Genomic DNA, 20,865 nt, shown 5'->3' with positions numbered 1-20,865 from the left:
CATTTTGAGATCGTTTTAATCTAAATTATATATTGTTTCGATTAATTATTAAACTTAAACTAAATGAAAGAAAGTTTCGAATATTCAAGTTGAAAATGTTAAGGGGGAGTTAAAAATGACCTACAGTCAATTTCCAGCACCACAAGGGTTATATAGTCCGAAAAACGAACATGATGCTTGTGGAATTGGTCTATATGCTCATCTAAAAGGGCATGCTACCCATCAGATTGTTAAAAAAGGACTTCATATGCTATGTCAGCTTGATCACCGCGGGGGACAAGGAAGCGATCCTTTAACAGGTGATGGAGCAGGCTTAATGACTAAAATACCGTATAAATTCTTTAATAAGGTAACGAATTTTGTTCTGCCTGAAAAAGGACGTTACGGAGTTGGAATGATCTTTTTCCCAAATGACAAAGACGCTCAAGAAAAACTAGAAAATCAGATTAATTTATTTATTGAACAAGAACAACAAACACTTTTAGGGTGGAGAGAAGTACCTGTAAATACGGATTCTATTGGAAAGAAAGCTCAAGAGACTTGTCCTGTTATAAAACAAGTCTTCATTGCTTGTAATGATTCGATCACTGACGAGCTTATATTTGAACGAAAACTGTTTGTTATTCGGAAACAAGCTGAACATTGGGCTAGACAAAACGGACTTCAAACGTATTTTGCAAGTTTGTCTTCACAAACAATCGTTTATAAAGGACTTTTAACACCAGAACAAGTGGATACTTTTTATTTTGATTTACAAGATGAGGATTTTTTGTCCCCATTCGCTTTAGTGCATTCCCGTTTTAGCACAAATACATTTCCGACTTGGGAACGTGCTCACCCTAACCGTTATATCATTCATAACGGTGAAATCAATACGTTGCAAGGCAATATGAATTGGATGAAAGCTCGGGAAAAGCAGTTTGTATCTGAAGCTTTCGGAGAAGACATTCATAAGCTTCTTCCGATTTTAGATGCTGATGGAAGTGATTCATCCATATTGGATCAAGCATTTGAATTTTTTGTACTTGCAGGGAGAAAACCTTCTCATACCGCAATGATGCTAATTCCAGAACCTTGGAGTGAGAACCCCCATTTAGACGCAGAAAGAAGAGCATTCTATGAATATCATAGCTGCTTGATGGAGCCATGGGATGGCCCAACAGCGATCTCGTTTACAAACGGAAAGCAGATTGGAGCGATTCTTGATCGAAATGGGCTGAGACCTGCAAGATATTACGTTACGAAAGATGACTATATTATCTTTTCTTCAGAAGTTGGTGTAATTGAAGTTGAAGAAGAGAATGTTTTGTATAAGGAACGATTAAGTCCCGGCAGAATGCTTCTAATCGATTTAGAACAAGGACGAATCATAACTGACAATGAAATCAAAACAGAAATGGCAAGTGAACATCCTTATGATGTCTGGCTGACTAACGGACTTCATCATCTAAATGAAGAGGGCGAAGAGCCGTCTGTTTCATTAGAGAATGTCAGAAGCAAACAAAAAGCTTTTGGCTATACGTATGAAGATATTCATAAGTACTTAATCCCGGTAATAACAGAGGGTAAAGATCCAATCGGTTCTATGGGTAACGACACACCACTCGCTGTATTATCCGATAATCCTCAATCCTTATTTAATTATTTTAAGCAATTGTTTGCACAAGTGACGAACCCGCCGATTGATGCTATACGAGAGAAAATTGTAACTTCAACAATGACATTGCTCGGAGCTGAAGGAAACCTTCTTCATCCTGGACCGCAAAATGCGAAAAGAATTCAGTTAGATTCACCAGTACTTACAACAAAAGAATTTAATCAGATTAAGAATTTTACAATCTCTGACTTTAAAACGGCAAATCTGCAAACTCTTTTTTCGGAAGATTTGGAAAATGGTTTGGAATCTTTATTTCAAAGTGCTGAAAAGGCTATATCTGATGGAGCAAGTCTATTGATCTTGTCTGATCGCGAAATGAACGAAACCGAAACACCTATCCCTGTGTTGCTTGCTGTAAGTTCTTTACATCATCACCTTGTGAAAAAGGGATTACGAACGAGAGTAAGTTTAATTGTGGAATCTGGGGAAGTAAGGGAAGTTCATCATTTTGCAAGTTTAATTGGATATGGAGCTGATGCGATCTATCCATACTTAACCTACAGAACATTAGAAGAGGCGATTCAAGAAGAACATATTCAACTATCACTTACAAAAACGATCGCTAAATATAAAAAAGGAATTACAGACGGAATAGTAAAAGTGATGTCTAAGATGGGGATCTCAACTGTACAAAGTTATCGTGGTGCTCAGATTTTTGAAGCAGTAGGAATTGGTAAAGAAGTGATTGACCGTTACTTCCCCGCTACAGCTTCTCAGATCGATGGTATTACGTTAGCTGAGATTGAGAGAGAAACAAGATTACGTCATCAGCAAGGATTCGAGCATACAATCGATGACACATTAGACTCAGGAAGTGACTTCCAATGGAGAAATAAAGGTGAACATCATGCCTTTAATCCAAAAACTATTCATACGTTACAATGGGCTTGCCGAAAAAATGATTATTCGTTATTTAAAACCTTTTCTAAACTGGCAGATGATGAGAGAACAACCTTCTTAAGAAACTTGTTCTCATTCAAACCAGAAATGAATCGAGTTCCGCTAGAAGAAGTGGAACCGGTTGAAGAGATCGTTAAACGATTTAAAACAGGAGCTATGTCATTTGGTTCACTTAGTCAAGAAGCACATGAATCACTCGCTATCGCAATGAATCGTCTAGGCGGAAAAAGTAACAGCGGAGAAGGCGGAGAAGATCCTGCTCGATTTGTTCCAGACGAACTTGGCAACAACCGAAGAAGCAGCATCAAACAAGTAGCCTCTGGAAGATTCGGTGTTAAAAGTCACTATTTAGTAAACGCTGATGAACTGCAGATAAAAATGGCACAAGGAGCTAAACCGGGTGAAGGCGGGCAGCTTCCAGGAAACAAGGTATATCCATGGGTAGCAGATGTCCGAGGATCAACTCCGGGAGTAGGATTGATTTCACCTCCACCACATCACGATATTTATTCGATTGAAGATATGGCTCAATTGATTCATGATCTAAAAAACGCTAACAGAGATGCAAGAATAAGTGTGAAACTCGTTGCAAAATCAGGTGTTGGTACGATTGCGGCGGGTGTTGCTAAAGGTTCAGCAGATGTCATTGTAATCAGCGGATATGACGGAGGAACTGGAGCTTCTCCAAAAACGAGTATCAAGCATACGGGACTGCCGTGGGAACTTGGGCTTGCTGAAACTCATCAGACGCTGATGCTAAATGGACTCCGTGAACGTGTCACCCTCGAGACGGATGGAAAACTGATGACAGGGAAAGATGTTGTTCTTGCCGCTTTATTGGGTGCTGAAGAATATGGGTTCGCAACTGCTCCACTTGTTGTTTTAGGATGTGTGATGATGCGCGCTTGTCATTTGGATACATGTCCTGTAGGTGTTGCTACGCAGAATCCGGAACTTAGAAAAAAATTCATGGGTGACCCGGATCATGTGGTAAATTACATGCGGTTTGTAGCAGAGGAAATTCGTGAAATCATGGCAGAACTCGGCTTTAGAACAATGGAAGAAATGGTAGGACGTACGGATGTACTAACGGTAGGAGAGAAGGCAAGAAATCACTGGAAGGCAAAGCATCTTGATCTTTCAAGACTTCTTTATCAGCCTGAAGGCGTTCGTACACGACAGACTTCACAAAATCACAAGATTGAACAATCACTAGATATAAAGCAAATTCTGCCACAGCTGCGTCCTGCGTTAGAAGATCAGAAGCCTGTTTCATTAAATCTTTTAATTAAAAACACGAATCGCGTAACAGGAACAATCGCAGGAAGCGAGATTACTAAACGATATGGGGAAGAAGGACTTCCGGAAGATACTGTAACCCTTACTTTTACTGGATCAGCAGGTCAAAGTTTTGGCGCATTCATTCCACGAGGTATGACGATGTACCTGAATGGAGACAGCAATGACTACTTCGGTAAAGGATTATCTGGAGGTAAGATGATTGTTGCTCCTCCAAAAACGTCTGAGTATCTGGCTGATGATAATACGATCGTAGGTAACGTAGCATTTTATGGTGCAACGAGCGGTGAAGCATATATTAATGGCCTTGCAGGTGAAAGATTCGCAGTTAGAAACAGTGGTGCTAACATTGTTGTTGAAGGTATCGGCGACCATGGCTGTGAGTATATGACAGGCGGCCGAGTAGTTGTATTAGGTAATGTAGGAAAGAACTTCGCTGCTGGTATGAGCGGTGGTATTGCGTATATCTACACACAACAACCTCTACTGTTTAAACGTTTATGCAATAAAGAAGGCATTGAATTTGAAAGATTGATTGATTTGGAAGAAACAGAAGCTGTTAAACAACAAATCATTAATCATTACGCTTATACACAAAGTGAAAAAGCTGCAGCAATTCTACAAAACTGGAAAACGGCACAATCACATTTCGTAAAAGTGATTCCTAAAGATTACAAAGAAATGATTAAGAAAATTGACGAAGAGAAAAAAGCCGGATTTACGGAACAAGAAGCCATCATGAACGCATTTGAAGCTGGATCAGCTCCAAAAAAAGCATCAGGCAGACCAGGCCCGACAAAATTAATTCTGAAATGAGCTGAGATGAAAGGAGAGATTTAACATGGGTAAACCAACTGGATTTTTGGAATTCCCTCGTGAAGACACGATAGAGAGAAAACCTCTCCACCGTCTTAAAGATTGGAAAGAATATACTGAGAAACAACCTGAAGATATGTTAAAAAGACAAGGTGCAAGATGTATGGATTGTGGAACACCTTTTTGTCATATCGGGTTTGAAATTAACGGGGCAGCGGCAGGCTGCCCCATTAACAATCTGATACCTGAGTGGAGTGATCTTGTTTATCGCGGAAAATGGAAAGAAGCTCTCGAACGGCTGATGAAAACAAACAATTTCCCTGAGTTTACAGGACGGGTTTGCCCAGCTCCTTGTGAAGGTTCATGTACCGTCGAACTAGCTGGACCAGCTGTAACCATTAAAAATATAGAGAAGGCGATTATTGACAAAGGCTTTGAGAACGGCTGGATCCAACCTCGAATTCCTGTAAAAAGAACTGGAAAGAAAGTAGCGATTGTTGGTTCAGGGCCAGCTGGACTTGCAGCAGCTGATCAATTAAACCAAGCAGGTCATTCTGTAACTATTTACGAACGAGATGATAGAGCAGGTGGATTGTTAACATATGGAATACCTAATATGAAGCTGGATAAAGATATCGTCGAAAGAAGGATTTCTTTATTAAGACAAGAAGGAATTGACTTTGTTTTAAATACTGAAGTGGGTAAAGATATAATGCCTGAAGAATTAAAGTCTCAATATGATTCCATTATTCTTTGTACAGGTGCTCAAAAACAGAGAGATTTGAACCTTGAAGGTAAAGACTCCAAAGGCGTTCATTTTGCGATGCACTATTTGACTCAGGCGACTAAAAGACTGTTGAACATTGAAGTGAATGAGCCTTTAATTGACGCAGCTGGGAAAGACGTTATTGTAATTGGCGGTGGTGATACAGGTGCTGACTGTGTAGCTACGGCTCTTCGTCAAAAATGTAAAAGCGTTGTTCAATTCGGTAAACATCCAAAACTGCCTAATGCAAGAAGCGATTCTAACATGTGGCCAGAGCAGCCTAACATATTTACAATGGACTATGCTTATGAAGAAGCTACAGCTCAATATGGGCATGACCCTAGAGAGTACTCTGTTCAAACAAAAAAAATTGTATCTGATACAGAAGGTAATTTAAAAGAACTTCATACCATTCAAATGAAGAGAACTTCAGATGATAAAGGTAATATTGTATTTGAAGAGATTGCTGGATCCGAAAAAGTATGGCCGGCAGATCTTGTTTTCATTGCAATAGGTTTTGAAGGTACTGAACAGCCAGTTTTAAAAAAATTCGGAGTAGAAACAAAGAACAATAAAGTAGATGCTAGGCACGGCGACTATAAAACAAATGTAGATGGAATATTTGCAGCAGGTGATTCAAGACGAGGTCAAAGTTTGATCGTTTGGGCAATTCAAGAAGGACGTGATTGTGCTCGTCAAGTGAATCTATCATTGATGGGAAGTACGGTTTTGCCTTAGAGCTTTTTTCCATGCTACAATAAACTCCAAAAGCCAAAAGCTGTTTTTATATGATAGAATAAGGCTTGGCTATCAAAAAATAATTTATGTATTTATAAGGAGTAGAAGCATGGAAAAAGTACTTATTTTTGGACACAAGAATCCAGATACTGACACGATTACTTCAGCAATAGTTTACGCTGATCTTAAGTCTAAATTAGGACAAAATGTAGAAGCAATCCGCCTAGGTGAAATTAATGGTGAAACAAAGTACGCTCTAGATTACTTTAAAGCTGACTCTCCGCGTTTAGTTGAACATGTTTCTGCTGAAACAAACTCGGTTATTTTAGTCGACCACAATGAACGTCAGCAAAGTGCAAACGACATCGACAAAGTTCGAGTACTAGAGGTCATTGATCATCACCGAATCGCAAACTTTGAAACAAGCGATCCTCTATACTACCGTGCAGAGCCTGTTGGATGCACTGCAACCATACTGAACAAGATGTACAAAGAAAAAGGTGTTGAAGTAGAGAAAAATATTGCAGGACTTATGCTTTCTGCTATTATTTCTGATTCTCTTTTATTCAAATCACCAACTTGTACAGAAGAAGATGTTGAAGCAGCACGTGAGCTAGCTGAAATTGCAGGCGTAGATGCTGAAACTTACGGACTTGAAATGCTTAAAGCAGGTGCTGACTTAAGCGATAAGTCAGTTGATGAGCTTATCTCTTTAGATGCTAAAGAATTCAATATCGGACCTAGTAAAGTTGAAGTAGCACAAGTAAATACTGTTGATGCTAGTGATGTATTAAAGCATCAAGCTGAACTTGAAAGTGCGATTTCAAAAGTGATTGATGAAAAAGGCTTAGATCTATTCATGTTCGTTGTAACAGATATTTTAACGAATGATTCTACAGCTCTTACACTTGGTAAAAGAGCAGAATCCGTTGAAGATGCATACAATGTGAAATTAGAAAACAACACAGCGGTTCTTAAAGGCGTTGTTTCTCGTAAAAAGCAAATCGTACCAGTACTAACTGAGGCGATGAGCAAGTAATTGTTGGCTGTAAAGGGCGAAACCAATTTAGGTTTTAGCCCTTTTTATTTTGATTTCCTGAATCTACTCGCTCACCGCACGCCGTCATGGAATAGAATTCAACCATTTCCAAGAGAGAGTCTAAAATTGTCCTCCCGAAGCAGACTTACTCAAAAACTGTTGACAATCAAAACTAGCCTGCTATTATTTAAAACATACAACCAACTAAATATTAAAAACCACTAGGGGTGCCTTTCATAAGGCTGAGATCGAAGTGTGACTTTGAGACTCTTAGAACCTGATCTGGATTATACCAGCGTAGGGAAGTGGTGTTGCGGAGACCTATATCATACATAGAGTTTAATTCTCCATATACAACCACTTTCTCGCTGAAAGTGGTTTTTTTGTTGGGTTCTTTTTAAAGGCTTTTTTTTAAAGATTGTTGCTTTTGAGGAATTTCGTTCAAGCCTCTTCTTAGATAAGTTGATTGGAGTGTAAGGGTGCGTGCCCGCCACATGATAAGCTTCTTGCAAGGCATGCGACGAGGAAACTTACAACGGCAGCATTAACTTGTAGACGCAGGAGCAAGGAATCTTCCTTGAAGCGGTCAGGTGAGACCCTTTAGGGCGCAAAGCGGCAAGGGGCTCACCGGTCGCCCCGCGGAAAGGGAGCACCTGAAACGGAAATCAACCACTTTCACAAGCAACAAATTTTGCGAAAATAGCATAAAAAACAAGGAGGATTCACATGAAAACATTCACCGAAACTTTACGAGAAAAAGCCAACCCAATTTGGGAAGCAAATCTCCATCATCCTTTTGTAAAAGGTATTGCAGAAGGAGACCTCTCTTTAGAATGCTTCAAATACTACGTATTGCAAGATTCCTATTATTTGTCTCATTTTGCTAGAGTTCAAGCAATAGGAGCTGCAAGGGCTGAAGATCTATACACCACTTCAAGAATGGCTGCTCACGCACAGGGTACGAATGATGCAGAGTTAGCACTTCACGAAACATTCATGAAACAGCTACAGGTTACCGAAGAAGAATTAGCGAACTTTGAACCCGCTCCAACCGCGTACCATTATACATCACATCTATACCGAGTAGCAGAGTCTGGTAGCTTAGGAGAAATTATTGCTGCTATCCTCCCATGTTATTGGATTTATCACGAGATCGGTGAACGCTTTAAAGATGCCACACCACTTGAACCGATTTATCAAGAGTGGATTTCAGCTTATGGTGGTGAGTGGTTTTCACAACTTGTCCAAGAACAAATTAACCGGTTGGATGATTTAGCAGAAATAGCAAGTGAACAGGAAAAGGATAAGATGACTCGCCATTTCTTAATCAGCTGTGAGTACGAATATTTATTCTGGGAAATGGCTTATACACTGGAAAAATGGCCAGTTGCATACGGCACAGCTGCAACAAAAGTTGGGAGGGAAACAAAAAATGTATAAAGGACTGAAGTTAACTGATATTCTAGTAACCATTGTTATATCCATTGGGTTCGGCATTATTTATAAAATGTGGGGACCTCTTTATTATGCGGTTAAGCCGCTCGGGCTTCATATTGATCAATTGATCTATGGAATGTGGTTTATGGCTGCAACCGTTGCTTTCTTGATCATTCGAAAACCAGGGGTTGCTCTTTTAGCAGAAATTGCCGCTTCCTCAGGAGAATTTCTAATGGGGTCTGAATTTGGGCTTGAAGTTTTATTATATGGTGTTGTTCAAGGACTATTTGCAGAATTAGTCCTTATGACGTTTCGCTATAAGCGGTTTGATTTATTTGTTATTTCTCTCGCAGCGATAAGCGCTTGTGCAGGCTCTTTCATTTTAGACTTTTATAAAGGTTACGTTGGTGATCTATCAACATGGAATCTTACACTATTTATTATATTCAGGCTCATTGGCTCCATCATCTTTACTGGAATGTTAGCTGTTTCAATCGCTAAAGCACTAGAAGCAACAGGAGTGACTAAACTGGTTCGCCCCTCATCAAAGGAAGATTATGAGGCACTGGATCAATAAATGAGGTGGCTGAAATGGATACCGCAACATCTGTAAAACATTTAAGATTAAAGTTTCCAGGGGAAGATGACTTGCTCTTTAAAGATATAAATTTATCTTTCCAAAAAGGAGAGAAAGTGCTTTTGCTCGGACCTTCTGGATCTGGAAAATCTACTCTCCTGCAAGTTCTTTCTGGACTTATTCCTCATTCTGTAGAAGTTCCTATTAAAAGCGAAGGTATACAGAATCCTGATAAATGGGGGTTTGTGTTTCAAGATCCTGAAACACAGTTTTGTATGCCGTATGTCGATGAAGAAATAGCATTCGTGTTGGAGAACTTACAAGTCCCAAGAGAAGATATGCCAAGCAGGATAGAGGAGTTATTGCATGAAGCAGGTTTACATTTGAATGATATCCATACACCGATTCAGAACCTTTCGGGCGGAATGAAACAGCGTTTAGCTATCGCATCGGTGTTAGCACTCGATCCCGATGTCATTTTTTAGACGAACCTACTTCACTAATTGACGAAAGTGGTACTGAGCAAATTTGGGAAACGGTAAAAAAGATTGGCGAGGATAAAACGATAATTATAGTGGAGCACAAAATTGAACTGATCGTTGATTTTGTTGACCGTATAATCGTTTTTACTCCTGAAGGAAGAATTCTTGCTGATGGGGATTCTTCCACCATTTTTTCACATTACAAAGAGAAACTTAAACAGTATGGCATTTGGTATCCAGGTGCATGGAACGAATACAAAAAGGAAAGCTGTTCGACGATCCAGTGTATGCAACATAACAAATTGTATCTAGAAAGCTTTAAGGGGTATCGTAACAAGCAATTAAAAATATCGTTAGAAAGCACAACCGTTCATTCTGGAGAGTGGATAATGGTAAGAGGAGAGAACGGTGCAGGTAAGAGTACGCTATTGTTATCGCTAATGCAGTTGATAAAAACATCTGGCACCTATCAGATGAACGATTTTACCATAACGAAAATTAATGATTTGTATGGCTTAGCTTATCTCGTTTTTCAAAACCCTGAATTTCAATTTTTAACAAATTCTGTATACGATGAAATGACATATGGATTAGCTATAGATCATGAAATTACAGCTAGAGCAGAAGAAATACTAACTACTTTCGGGCTAGCAACAAAAGAGAAGCATCACCCGTATCACCTTTCTATTGGTCAAAAGAGAAGGTTAAGTGTCGCTTCAGCATTCATACAACATCCAAAGGTCCTATTGCTTGATGAACCAACATTTGGTCAAGATTCTATAAACACGTTTAAGATTCTAGAGTGGTTGGAAAACGAAAGGCAAAAAGGAACCATTATTATAATGGTGACACACGACTCCAAAATCGTTCAACATTTTGGAACAAGGCTATGGGAAGTGAAGAATGGAAAGGTAGTCACTGATTGCAAAATAAATGGGTCGTTGAGGTCTAAAGAGGAGCACTTATATGAATACAGTCTTTAGAGGCAAAGGGACTTGGCTGCATAAAATTAATCCTTCATTAAAACTTCTAACGATGATGATTTTATTTGTTTTTGCAATCACTATTCATCAACTAAATTTTATGATCGGATTTTCAGTAGTTATATCTCTACTGTTTCTATTCGGTACAGGATACTCATATAAGCATATCCTTCTACTTTTGATTCCATTTTTACTTATATTTTTATCAACATCTTCGTCTATGATCCTGTTTGGGAAAGGAGAAACCACGTTATTTAAATGGGCGTACGTCCATATAACAGAAGAGAGTTTACTTCGGGGTATTCATTTAGGATTTAGAGCTTTATCATTTGCCATGCTGAGTTTAACGTTTGTCTTAACAACACAGCCTGTTAAACTGTTTTATTCATTAATGCAGCAGCTTAAACTTTCACCAAAGTACGCATATAGCTTTATGGCTGCTATTCGGTTAATTCCAATTTTGATAGAAGAATTCCAAACCATACGTAACGCCCAAAAAGTAAGAGGGGTTATAGGGTATAAGAATCCGTTGAAAAGATTGCAGCATCTTGTAATCCCTTTGTTATCACAAAGTATTCGGCGAGCACATCGAATTGCAGTTGCTATGGAAGCAAAAAGGTTTGATTCAAGTAAAAAGCGAACCTTTTACTATGAAGTTGGGTTCTCAAAGTTCGATTCTCTTTTTGTGAGTTATTTTCTAATCATGTTTACGCTTGCGTACATTTTCTCCATGTACTTCCCATTATTTTCTACAGATGTTAGATTTTAAACAGACAAAGAAGCTGAATTTACATTTCAGCTTCTTTGTTTTAACAAGGTCATGTTGTCTTTTTGCTTTATTACAACAGCATAACGATCTTCTTTAATATTTTTGTATATGTAATAAGGCACCGTTAACTCTTTCCCGTCAGTAAATACAATTTTATAGCTCGGCTGTGTAACAAGTGAAGTACCTATATCTTTAGTCAGCTCAATTCTCTTTTTTTCAATCACGTGGCCACGATATTTGATAACCTCAAATTCTTTTTCAACATAACCAGACCAAGCGAAAAAAAGTAAAAATCCAGAAACAAAAGTGCATAGTATGGAAACCATTCTCATCATAAGATCACCTCTGTCTATTGTTAGTTAAAAGTCTAAAATTTATAGAAGAGGGAAATCACATAAAAAGGGTTTACATTGAAATTATCTAATATTATTCAAGACCTTTGTTTTTCTTTAAAATCATGATCATGTATTAAACGGTTATGCCAGCGAGTTAATAACAATAGAACAATGATTGAACCGATCAGTGTAAGTGACATATCCCATTGTGCATCCCACATGTCACCTTGTGCACCAACAAAGTCTTTTGTTTCACGTTTAGCTATTTTTCCTGCAAGCCACTCTATGATTTCATAGCAAGCAGACACCGTTAAAGTCATACAAAAAGCGAGAAACTGAACCCATTTTCCAGATGTTAAAGGTGTTTTTAAAATTAAAATTTCACGAAAAACAATGACAACTAATCCTTTCAAAAAATGTCCAAACCGATCGTAATCATTTCTCTTTAGATCATATTGGTTTTGCAGAAAATCAAATAGGGGAACATCGTCATAAGTATAATGTCCACCAATAAAAGTGAGGATGGCCAATAACGCAATAATACAATACGAGAGAGACGTAAGCCTTATTTTATTATATTGAGAAATTACAATAATTAATATTATCACTGATGGGCCAACTTCTAGAATCCAAATGGGATAATGTGATGGTTTAATGATGGACCATATAAAAAATCCACTAACAAGTATAAGAAGGAAAACATGAAACCGATTTATCTTCAATAACAACACCTCGCATTCTGGGTATTAGTATTGATGATTATCCATACACGTATTCTTTCATTATAAGAATCCACTAATATATAAAGGACGTGAAAGAACAATGACAAGAAAAATAGCTGTAGCGATTCTGCATGGGATCGGTGACCAAACGGAGGATTTTTCAGATTTATTTTCTGAAGTTTTAACAAAAAGATTCTCCCAAAACATCAAGCCTTATTTTCCTACACCTGAAAAAGAACTGATTATTCAGCCCATTTATTGGGGAAGTGTGTTCAATGAAAAAGAAAATGTTTTGTGGCAAAAACTTAATCAAGAAACAGAATTGGATTTCAAGAAATTAAGGCAATTTGTCATTCACTTTTTTGGTGACGCAATTGCTTATCAGCCAACGGACCATCACAATCCCAATTACATAAAAGTCCACGAGGTATATGCAAGAGGATTAAAAATTTTAAGTGAAAAAGCTGGTGAGGATGCTCCGTTGTTTGTTGTTGCTCATAGCTTAGGGACAGTTATTACTAGCAATTACTTTTATGATTTGCAATTTATCTCTGATCGGATTCATGAAGATATAAAACAAACTATAAATGAAACACCATTAGAGAAAGGGGATACGCTAACCGGATTCTATTCACTAGGCAGCCCGCTTGCTTTATGGAGTCTTCGATATGCTGATTTTGACGTTCCGATTCAAGTTCCATCACCTCATTTAAAAAACTATTACCCCGCTCTTGAAGGTAAGTGGATTAACATGTATGACAAAGATGATGTATTTGGTTATCCATTAAAATCGTTAAATGAATCATACAAAAGGGCAGTTGCAGAAGATATTGAAGTGAATAGCGGAGATTTCATCAGCAGCTTCACACCAATTTCCCATAAACATTATTTCAAAACGAATGAAGTGATCAATGAGATAGGTGATACGTTAGCAGAAACCTGGAAACAATTAAATTTGGCAACAAAAAGTAAATAACCATCACTCCCGTCCAAGAATACATTAAAGAATCTTAATATATGGACGGTTTTCTATGGATAATCAGCTAAAGCAGCAAGTGGGTACTGTCATACAAGCGATCGGAACCGTTATTTCAGCGATAGCAAACACACCGATATCTTTTTTGAGTGATTCTTTTCAAGATGATCTCGATTTAATAGGGAACACATTGCAAGCTGTGGGGAGTGGTCTAGTTGCAGACGGACTGCAGCCCTGCTCTTTAAGCAGAATCGGGAATGAAGTTCAAGCGATCGGCAATACAACCGTTATTGCTGGTATGCTTTTACCATTAGAAGACAAAACATCTCAAATACTGAATATTAAAGGTAACTTACTTCAAGCATTTGGAGCTGGAATAGAGCTAGGGGATGAGCTTGATGAAGAATCTTCAACAGGAGAAGCTTTATCTGTTATCTCTAATCTGCTGCAAGTTGCAGGAAACTCATTGCAGGCGCTTGGAGGGAAGTATGAACTGGATAACCCAAATGGCGATGATGCCTATAGTCAATCGTTAACAGTAGCTGGCAGTTGGATTCAGGCAGTGGGTGCAGTAATTTCGGCATTACCGCAACAATGAAAAGGAGTATTTGTCATGGAAAATGTTCATACAGTCATAAAAGAATTCATAAAAATACATAACTTAGAAGCGTCACATATTGTTCTTTCAGAATCGTGCCATACCGTACAAGATGCCGCTAATGCGATAGGTGCTTTTGGTCATGAATTTGTGAAGAATATTTGTATGATGGATGCTGATAACCATTTGATCGTCGCCATCGTAAATGGAGAAGATCGAGCAAGTACATCACGCGTTGCAAAAGCGCTGAACATAGAACGACCTCGACTAGCAACAGAAGACGAAATAATATCCCTTACAGGATTTCCTCCTGGTGGAATTCCATCTTTTGGGTTTAAAGCAACGTTTTTAATTGACCCAAAGGTAACAGAGCTTAATCACATTTATACAGGAGGAGGCTCACCTTATTCTTTAGTGAAAATTAATGTTAAAACGATGATACAAGTTAACGGCGGACAAGTAGTTCGAATTAGAAAATGAGTGTTGTTTAAGGATTAAATTATTTCTAGGCCCTAATCAGACATTTATAGACCTTCAAAAAGAAATATGGTCCTACAAATATTTTTATAGTCCTTCAAAAAAATTTATAGTCCTTCAAATTCATTTAAAGGCTGTTCGACTTTTATGAGCTTTTATCGCCTCTTCTTATTTAGCGTTCCTCCTTACTTCATATGCAACCGCATCACCCATTTTAATAACGGTGGTACAGCAAAAAAGATAAATAATATCCTAAAGAGTTGATAACCTGTGATCATTGAAACATCTGCTCCTAATTCGTGTCCTATAATCCCCATTTGATCGGCTCCTCCAGGGGCGAGACTAAGGAAACTAGTTATGGAAGAAAAATGGTAGAGGTTAATAAGCAGAAAACTAAGAGCCAGTGCAATACTCACTAACAACATTCCACTAATCAGGGCTACTGGAATCATCCTTGCATTACTTTTTACCTTTTCCGGTTTTAACAACAACCCAATATATCCTCCTATTAATAATTGAGAAACATCAAGCATAGATCCTGGCAGTGAAGGACCTGTAATTCCGGAAACATTTAATATTGCGATTCCCAAGATCGGACCTAAAAGGTGGGCAGTTGGTAATTTTATTTTCTTTCCAATAAAGGCCATTAAAATGGAGAAAAGGGCATATATGATGATTTGAGGAAAAAAAGAACTTTGTGTACCTTCCATAAAAACATCTGGTACAGATTGAACCCCTTCTTTCGAAAATAATGGGCTAAATATGAGAAACGGTACAGCAAAGATTATAACAATGAGACGTGTTACTTGAAAAAACGTAACTGTTGTTATATCTATACCTTTTGTTTCTTCTGCAAACGTGATGATTTGTGATAAGCCACCCGGAATAGAGCTTGTTAGTGCAGTTGGGAAATTGATGCTGGTTAATCGGGATATGATAAATGCCATACCAGCACAAATTATTAATAGAAGGATCGTCATGAACGCCATGGATGGAAGCTGTGAAATCATTAGTTGTAAGGTGTGTTTTGTAAAGGTTAATCCTATTGAATAACCAACTATGATTAAACCTGTATTTCTCAACACGATCGGCCAATACAGTTTTGTCCAACTCAATTGGTTTACTAGTAAAACAGCAGTCATGGAGCCTAACAGCCAAGGAATTGGCCAATTCATGATGGTGAAGATCAAACCGCCAATACTTGCCGAAATTAGTGTGAGTATTAGTTGAAAAAGCTTTCTCTTTTCATAACTTTTACATCTCATAATAAAACCTTCTTTTTGTATTCCTAATCGTTTAACTAGCTATCTTCTTTTTTTCCTCTATTGAAAACAATAACTTATTTATCCACTTCTTACATAATAAAAAGGACCTTTGGTAGATCGGACTTTGTATGAACGTGTAGATGAATGTGAAAACAAAGACATGGCCTCCAATAGCAAAGCCAATTACAAGTATGAGGCACTCAACCATTATTCTAACTCGGCTAATAGATAGTCCCGTTTTTTCTGAAATAGAAAGCATAAATCCATCTCTTGGACCAGCTCCAATTTCAGCGGCAGAATACATTCCTCCACCAATACCCATCAAAATAATACCTGAAAACAACAGTGAAATATCAAAATATAAATTGCTCGCAGAAGGAAGTAGCTGAAAATACAAGAATAAGTCCACAAAGACTCCTACCAAGACAGCATTTAAGAAAGTGCCAATGTTTATGTACTTCCTGTTAATTAAAAGTGTAGCTGATATCAGTATGAGACCTACAATGATGTTCCACGTTCCAATAGTAAAGCCGAATATCTCAAATAAAGAAATATTAAGTACATCCCATGGACTAACTCCTAAATACTTTACATTGATGGCCATTGCTATACCATAGCTAAAGATTAATAATCCTACAAAAAAGAAGAGAAGTTTAAGTCCGATCCTCATTTACTTTGCCTCTTTTCCAGAATAAGTCTATGAATATATAAGACTATAAAGCAATCCGTAACAAAAATAAACCAAGATGCAAGCTCTTTTCCAAAAAGATTGTTGCTTATTGGAGTCTAAGGTTGGTAGATTCTTTGGGATTAGCAACATGAGAGACATTAAAAAGCGAAATATACAAATGTGGCTCACCGACTGCCCCGCGGAAAGCGAGCACCTGGAACGGAGATCAACCACTTCCAATAACAACAAAGTTTACGAACACAGCCTTTGAAAAAGAAGGAACTGTTTATTTTTGGCGAAAAGTTAATGTCTAGAATAAAAAGCAAGGGAGTTTAAATATGAGATCTTTTGTTGAAGCAGAAGAGAAATATCTTGATCAAATAACAAAAATGGGTATGGATTTGTGGCCTGACAATAATTCGGATGAGTTAAAGGAGGAATTCGCACAACTTCTTTCCTCCCATAAAGATAAAGTGCTGTTATGTCTAAATGATGATGAACCGATCGCATTTATTCATGTTTCGCTCAGAATTGACTATGTTGAAGGATCTCGATCTAGTCCTACAGGTTTTGTAGAAGGAATCTATGTAAAACCTGAATATAGAAGGAAAGGGATTTCCAATAAACTAATAGCTGAAGGGGAGCGTTGGTTAAAAACTAAAGGATGCAAACAAATTGGTTCAGATATTGAGTTAACCAATGATACAAGCTATCACTTTCATACGAGTGTTGGTTTTATAGAAACAAATCGTTTGATCGCATTTATTAAAGATATAAATTAAGACTTTTTTTAAAACGCTCTTTTCTAACAGATTGTTGCTTTTACATTTTGTCTTCTACGATTGTTGATTGGAGTGTAAGATGCGAGACTCCTGCGGGACAGGCGGGCAGTCCTAAAAGTGGAAGTGGCTTGTTTAGCCCCGACAAGCAAAAGGTGAATGGGCTAGCAAGGCGCACTTTGCCTTGTGGACCATTTAACTTTTGACCTCGAGGGGCTAGCCACTTCAACTAGACAGGTGTGACACTTAAGAGTGAAACGTTACGAATGTGGCTCACCGCCTGCCCCGCGGAAAGCGAGCACCTGAAACGGAAATCAACCACTTTCTAAATTAATAATCATTTAAAGGCACATCATAGTGTCTTTTTTTATGGATAAAATTAGAGTATACAAAGTTTTTATTATGTGAAACCTGTTAATCGACTCTATTTTAATGATGGGGTGTTATGAGTGTTTCTTAAAAATGTTAATCCTTTTGAACGTAAATGTTTATATTTTTCATTTTTTGTTATCCTTTTATATTTATCTCCCTTACTCATTTTAGGTGAAAATGCACACATTCGTGTCCACGATAATCTTGATTCCAACCTTGCTTGGTACAAGGTACTTAATGAGAGCGGTATGCTGTTTGGAAATGTTAATTCAACAATTCCTCAAATTATTAACGGTCTCCCAAGAAACGCATTAGGAACAGAATTTAGCGGTATCGTTTGGCTGCATGCCATTTTTCCCACTATGACCGCTTATTTTATCAGCCAAGCGATCACTAGAATTTTCGCATTTATCGGCATGTATTTATTATTAAAACAACATTATTTGCCTGAGCAAAAGTACACTCTAATCACGATTGGCACAGCACTTGCATTCGCACTTACTCCATTCTGGCCTTCTGGAATGCTTAGTACACTTGGTATGCCCTTAGCATTGTGGGCTTTTCTAAATATCCGTAATGGAGAAAAAGCGTGGAGAAACTATTTGGTTCTCACATTGCTTCCGTTTTACTCAAGCTTTGTGCTCGGTTTTTTCTTCTTCTTATTTGCCTTAGGAATCTTTTGGCTTATGGATGTTATCCGAGGAAAAGGGTGGAATTGGCGATTTTTCTTATCCATTGTCTTTATGACTTTCGTTTTTCTCCTCATTGAGTATAGACTTGTCTATTCGTTTATTTTTGATGATGAACCAAATACAAGAGACGAATATTTTCATGCACGATTACCCTTTTGGTGGGTAACGAGACTCACTTTTAAGAATTTTGTGCTCGGACATACTCATGTAATGACCGTTCATGGTTTATTTATACTTCTCGCAACCATTCTTGCATTATTTTTAGTCTTGTTTAAAAAACTATGGAAACAAGAGAAAGTTTTTGTTTTTTTATTTGTTTTTAATTTCTCATTATCTGCTTGGTACGCTTTTTGGTTTTATAAAGGGTGGCTGCCATTGACAGAACGTTTTCACTTTATGGACACGTTTAATTTTGCAAGGTTTCACTTTTTACGTCCACTCGTTATATACATGGGATTTGCTCTCGGTCTGAAGATAATTATGAATCATGGCAAGGTACTAAAAGCCGCCATTCCTTACTTTATCATTGGTCAAATTATCATTCTCTTTTTGTTTAACGATGAAATCATTTATAGAAAAAAGCCGAGCGTAAAAGAATTTTATGCAGAAGACTTGTTTCAGGAGATTGAAGAGTACATAGCAAAACCATTGGCGAGTTACCGTGTTGCTAGTATTGGCATTCATCCTGCAATTGCACAATATAACGGTTTTTATACTCTTGATACGTATAACAATTTCTACCCATTAACATACAAATATAGGTTTCGGGAAATAATGGAGAAAGAGCTCCAAAAAAACAAAAGACTTCGTAGGTATTATGATGAATGGGGAGGACGCTGCTACATATTTACCGATCAGCTCGGTAAGCATTATATGTTTAAAAAGAACTCAACAGAGAGGCTGAACAACCTCCAGCTTAATATTGAGCCTTTTAAAAAGTTAGGCGGAGAATACATATTTTCAGCTCTGCCAATCGATCATGCGGAGGATCTTGGATTGAAGCTAGAAAAGATTTTTGAATCGGATACAGCAGCGTGGAAAATTCATTTATATAAAGCGAGGTAAACAGCCAGGAGGGCACATATGAAACAACCGGTTTTAACGATTGTTGTTCCTTGTTACAACGAGGAGGAAGTATTGCCGGCAACAATTGATTGCTTGCATAAACTTTTGATTACAATGATAGCCGAGGAACAGATCTCAAGTGAAAGTAACTTGTTATTTGTTGATGATGGCAGCAAGGACCTAACATGGTCGATCATCCATAAAGGAAGTTTAACAGACAATCATATCAGAGGATTAAAGCTTTCTCGAAATGTTGGACATCAGAATGCTTTACTAGCTGGTCTTTTTACTGCAAAGGATACATCAGATTGTGTTTTATCCATTGATGCTGACCTTCAAGATGATATTCAAGTAATCCCGACTTTTGTTGATATGTTTAAAAAAGGGCATGACATCGTATATGGTGTGAGGAAAAAAAGAGATTGTGACACATTTTTTAAGCGTAACAGCGCAGAGTTCTTTTATAAATTAATGAATAAAATGGGTGTAAGCCTTGTTTACAATCATGCAGACTTTCGATTAATGAGTAAACGAGCATTGCAAGAATTAGAAAAATTCGAGGAAGTCAATATGTTTTTACGAGGTATTGTGCCTTTAATCGGATATAAATCAACTTCTGTTTATTATGATCGAAAAGAACGTTTAGCAGGAGAGACAAAATACCCGCTGAAAAAGATGCTCTACTTTGCATTCGATGGTATTACCTCTTTTTCTGTAACCCCAATAAGGTTTGTTCTCATTACAGGTCTTGTTTCTTTCTTCGTCAGCCTTCTATTCGGTGTATATTTTTTCTCCTTAAAATTTATTGGGGATACCGAAACAGGGTGGACGTCCCTTATTACATCCATTTGGCTGATTGGAGGACTCCAATTAATAGGAATTGGACTGATCGGTGAATATATAGGAAAGATTTATAAAGAGTCAAAGCGCCGGCCGAAGTATACCGTTGAAATTGATTCAAAAACCTTTACACAGCCTCTTCCATTAAAAAATACACAGAGAGTGAAAGATGAATCTTATAATATCAACCTTCGAAAACTTCCTGAAACCAACTAACTCCTTTATCCGTTTTTTATTGGTTGGCATTGTAAATACAGGCATAGGTCTTTCCATCATTTTTCTCTTGATGAACGGAATTGGATTAAACTTCTGGATGTCTACATTTATCGGCAACACATGTGGTGCTGTAATTAGTTATATATTAAACCGTAATTTCACATTTAAAAGCAGCAAATCATTGGAAGCAAGTGGCCTACGCTTTGTGGCCATTATTGTAATTTCATATTTTGGTGCTTATGGTTTAAGTCATTTAATATGGTCCGGAATACTTAACCATACAAGCCTCATACTCGTTACGAATAAAGAAGCTTCTGTATTTTTCGGAGCTTGTTTCTATACCCTAATGAACTATTTCGGACAAAAATACTTTGTATTTAATAAAACGAGGTGAC

At 37.7% G+C, this 20,865-nt stretch carries 19 protein-coding genes and 1 riboswitch; of the genes, 15 read left to right on the top strand and 4 right to left on the bottom strand.

Annotated features, from left to right (window positions below):
* The first annotated feature begins 115 nt into the window (after positions 1–115).
* The 8 genes from gltB to P8610_RS07030 all read left to right on the top strand — a co-directional run bounded on the left by gltB (position 116) and on the right by P8610_RS07030 (position 11,463).
* Complete coding sequence (gene gltB / locus P8610_RS07065) at positions 116–4,672, top strand: glutamate synthase large subunit (RefSeq protein WP_394603743.1); 4,557 nt, start codon at positions 116–118, stop codon at positions 4,670–4,672.
* Positions 4,673–4,697: 25 nt separating this feature from the next.
* Positions 4,698–6,176 carry a glutamate synthase subunit beta gene (locus tag P8610_RS07060; RefSeq protein ID WP_394603742.1) on the top strand — a complete coding sequence of 493 codons (1,479 nt, stop codon included), beginning with the start codon at positions 4,698–4,700 and terminating at the stop codon, positions 6,174–6,176.
* A 109-nt stretch (positions 6,177–6,285) separates the two neighbouring features.
* On the top strand, positions 6,286–7,215 hold the full coding sequence (locus tag P8610_RS07055) for a manganese-dependent inorganic pyrophosphatase (RefSeq protein WP_394603741.1): 930 nt from the start codon (positions 6,286–6,288) through the stop codon (positions 7,213–7,215).
* A gap of 213 nt (positions 7,216–7,428) precedes the next feature.
* Positions 7,429–7,536, top strand: a riboswitch (TPP riboswitch).
* Positions 7,537–7,941: 405 nt separating this feature from the next.
* Entirely contained in the window at positions 7,942–8,655 is a 714-nt protein-coding gene (gene tenA / locus P8610_RS07050; RefSeq protein ID WP_289495460.1) for a thiaminase II, read from the top strand.
* Positions 8,648–9,229 carry an ECF transporter S component gene (locus tag P8610_RS07045; RefSeq protein WP_394603740.1) on the top strand — a complete coding sequence of 194 codons (582 nt, stop codon included), beginning with the start codon at positions 8,648–8,650 and terminating at the stop codon, positions 9,227–9,229. The genes tenA and P8610_RS07045 overlap by 8 nt, the downstream gene beginning before the upstream one ends.
* A gap of 14 nt (positions 9,230–9,243) precedes the next feature.
* On the top strand, positions 9,244–9,714 hold the full coding sequence (locus P8610_RS07040; RefSeq protein ID WP_394603739.1) for an ABC transporter ATP-binding protein: 471 nt from the start codon (positions 9,244–9,246) through the stop codon (positions 9,712–9,714).
* Positions 9,715–9,803: 89 nt separating this feature from the next.
* Positions 9,804–10,694: an ABC transporter ATP-binding protein gene (locus tag P8610_RS07035; RefSeq protein WP_394603738.1), complete on the top strand. Its 891-nt coding sequence runs from the start codon at positions 9,804–9,806 to the stop codon at positions 10,692–10,694.
* Positions 10,678–11,463 (top strand): energy-coupling factor transporter transmembrane component T family protein, encoded by a 786-nt coding sequence (locus P8610_RS07030; RefSeq protein ID WP_394603737.1) that lies wholly within the window; start codon positions 10,678–10,680, stop codon positions 11,461–11,463. The genes P8610_RS07035 and P8610_RS07030 overlap by 17 nt, the downstream gene beginning before the upstream one ends.
* 26 nt (positions 11,464–11,489) lie before the next feature.
* Here the strand turns inward: P8610_RS07030 and P8610_RS07025 are convergent, their stop codons facing one another.
* Both P8610_RS07025 and P8610_RS07020 read right to left on the bottom strand, forming a co-directional pair.
* A complete protein-coding gene (locus P8610_RS07025) occupies positions 11,490–11,795 on the bottom strand; it encodes a hypothetical protein (protein ID WP_394603736.1) in 306 nt (101 codons plus the stop codon).
* 98 nt (positions 11,796–11,893) lie between these two features.
* Positions 11,894–12,529: a DUF2238 domain-containing protein gene (locus P8610_RS07020; protein WP_394603735.1), complete on the bottom strand. Its 636-nt coding sequence runs from the start codon at positions 12,527–12,529 to the stop codon at positions 11,894–11,896.
* Positions 12,530–12,620: 91 nt separating this feature from the next.
* Here P8610_RS07020 and P8610_RS07015 point away from each other — a divergent pair, with 91 nt between their 5' ends.
* Genes P8610_RS07015 through P8610_RS07005 form a run of 3 tightly spaced genes read left to right on the top strand, consistent with a single transcriptional unit; the run spans position 12,621 to position 14,574 of the window.
* The gene (locus P8610_RS07015; RefSeq protein WP_394603734.1) at positions 12,621–13,496 is read left to right on the top strand and encodes a chemotaxis protein; all 876 of its coding nucleotides are present in this window, start codon (positions 12,621–12,623) and stop codon (positions 13,494–13,496) included.
* Positions 13,497–13,551: 55 nt separating this feature from the next.
* Positions 13,552–14,094, top strand: a complete 543-nt coding sequence (locus P8610_RS07010; RefSeq protein ID WP_394603733.1) for a DUF6944 family repetitive protein — start codon at positions 13,552–13,554, stop codon at positions 14,092–14,094.
* Positions 14,095–14,109: 15 nt separating this feature from the next.
* Positions 14,110–14,574, top strand: coding sequence for an aminoacyl-tRNA deacylase (locus P8610_RS07005; protein ID WP_394603732.1), 465 nt, complete (start codon positions 14,110–14,112; stop codon positions 14,572–14,574).
* Positions 14,575–14,756: 182 nt separating this feature from the next.
* Here P8610_RS07005 and P8610_RS07000 read toward each other — a convergent pair whose 3' ends face one another.
* On the bottom strand, positions 14,757–15,836 hold the full coding sequence (locus P8610_RS07000; protein ID WP_394603731.1) for an AbrB family transcriptional regulator: 1,080 nt from the start codon (positions 15,834–15,836) through the stop codon (positions 14,757–14,759).
* Positions 15,837–15,867: 31 nt separating this feature from the next.
* Positions 15,868–16,506 (bottom strand): YczE/YyaS/YitT family protein, encoded by a 639-nt coding sequence (locus P8610_RS06995; RefSeq protein ID WP_394603730.1) that lies wholly within the window; start codon positions 16,504–16,506, stop codon positions 15,868–15,870.
* 338 nt (positions 16,507–16,844) lie between these two features.
* Between P8610_RS06995 and aac(6') the strand changes: the two genes are divergently transcribed.
* The 4 genes from aac(6') to P8610_RS06975 all read left to right on the top strand — a co-directional run bounded on the left by aac(6') (position 16,845) and on the right by P8610_RS06975 (position 20,864).
* On the top strand, positions 16,845–17,288 hold the full coding sequence (aac(6'), locus tag P8610_RS06990) for an aminoglycoside 6'-N-acetyltransferase (protein WP_394603729.1): 444 nt from the start codon (positions 16,845–16,847) through the stop codon (positions 17,286–17,288).
* Positions 17,289–17,734: 446 nt separating this feature from the next.
* A complete protein-coding gene (locus P8610_RS06985) occupies positions 17,735–19,414 on the top strand; it encodes a DUF6044 family protein (RefSeq protein ID WP_394603728.1) in 1,680 nt (559 codons plus the stop codon).
* Positions 19,415–19,432: 18 nt separating this feature from the next.
* Positions 19,433–20,470 (top strand): glycosyltransferase family 2 protein, encoded by a 1,038-nt coding sequence (locus tag P8610_RS06980; RefSeq protein ID WP_394603727.1) that lies wholly within the window; start codon positions 19,433–19,435, stop codon positions 20,468–20,470.
* Positions 20,424–20,864 carry a GtrA family protein gene (locus P8610_RS06975; RefSeq protein WP_394603726.1) on the top strand — a complete coding sequence of 147 codons (441 nt, stop codon included), beginning with the start codon at positions 20,424–20,426 and terminating at the stop codon, positions 20,862–20,864. Before P8610_RS06980 ends, P8610_RS06975 begins: the two co-directional genes overlap by 47 nt.
* Position 20,865 lies beyond the last annotated feature (1 nt).

Origin of the sequence: Fictibacillus sp. UD, assembly GCF_043558025.1 — a bacterium.
Lineage (GTDB): Bacteria > Bacillota > Bacilli > Bacillales > Fictibacillaceae > Fictibacillus.
Note: the sequence above shows the minus strand (reverse complement) of the source record. Positions and strands in the feature narration are given on the sequence as shown.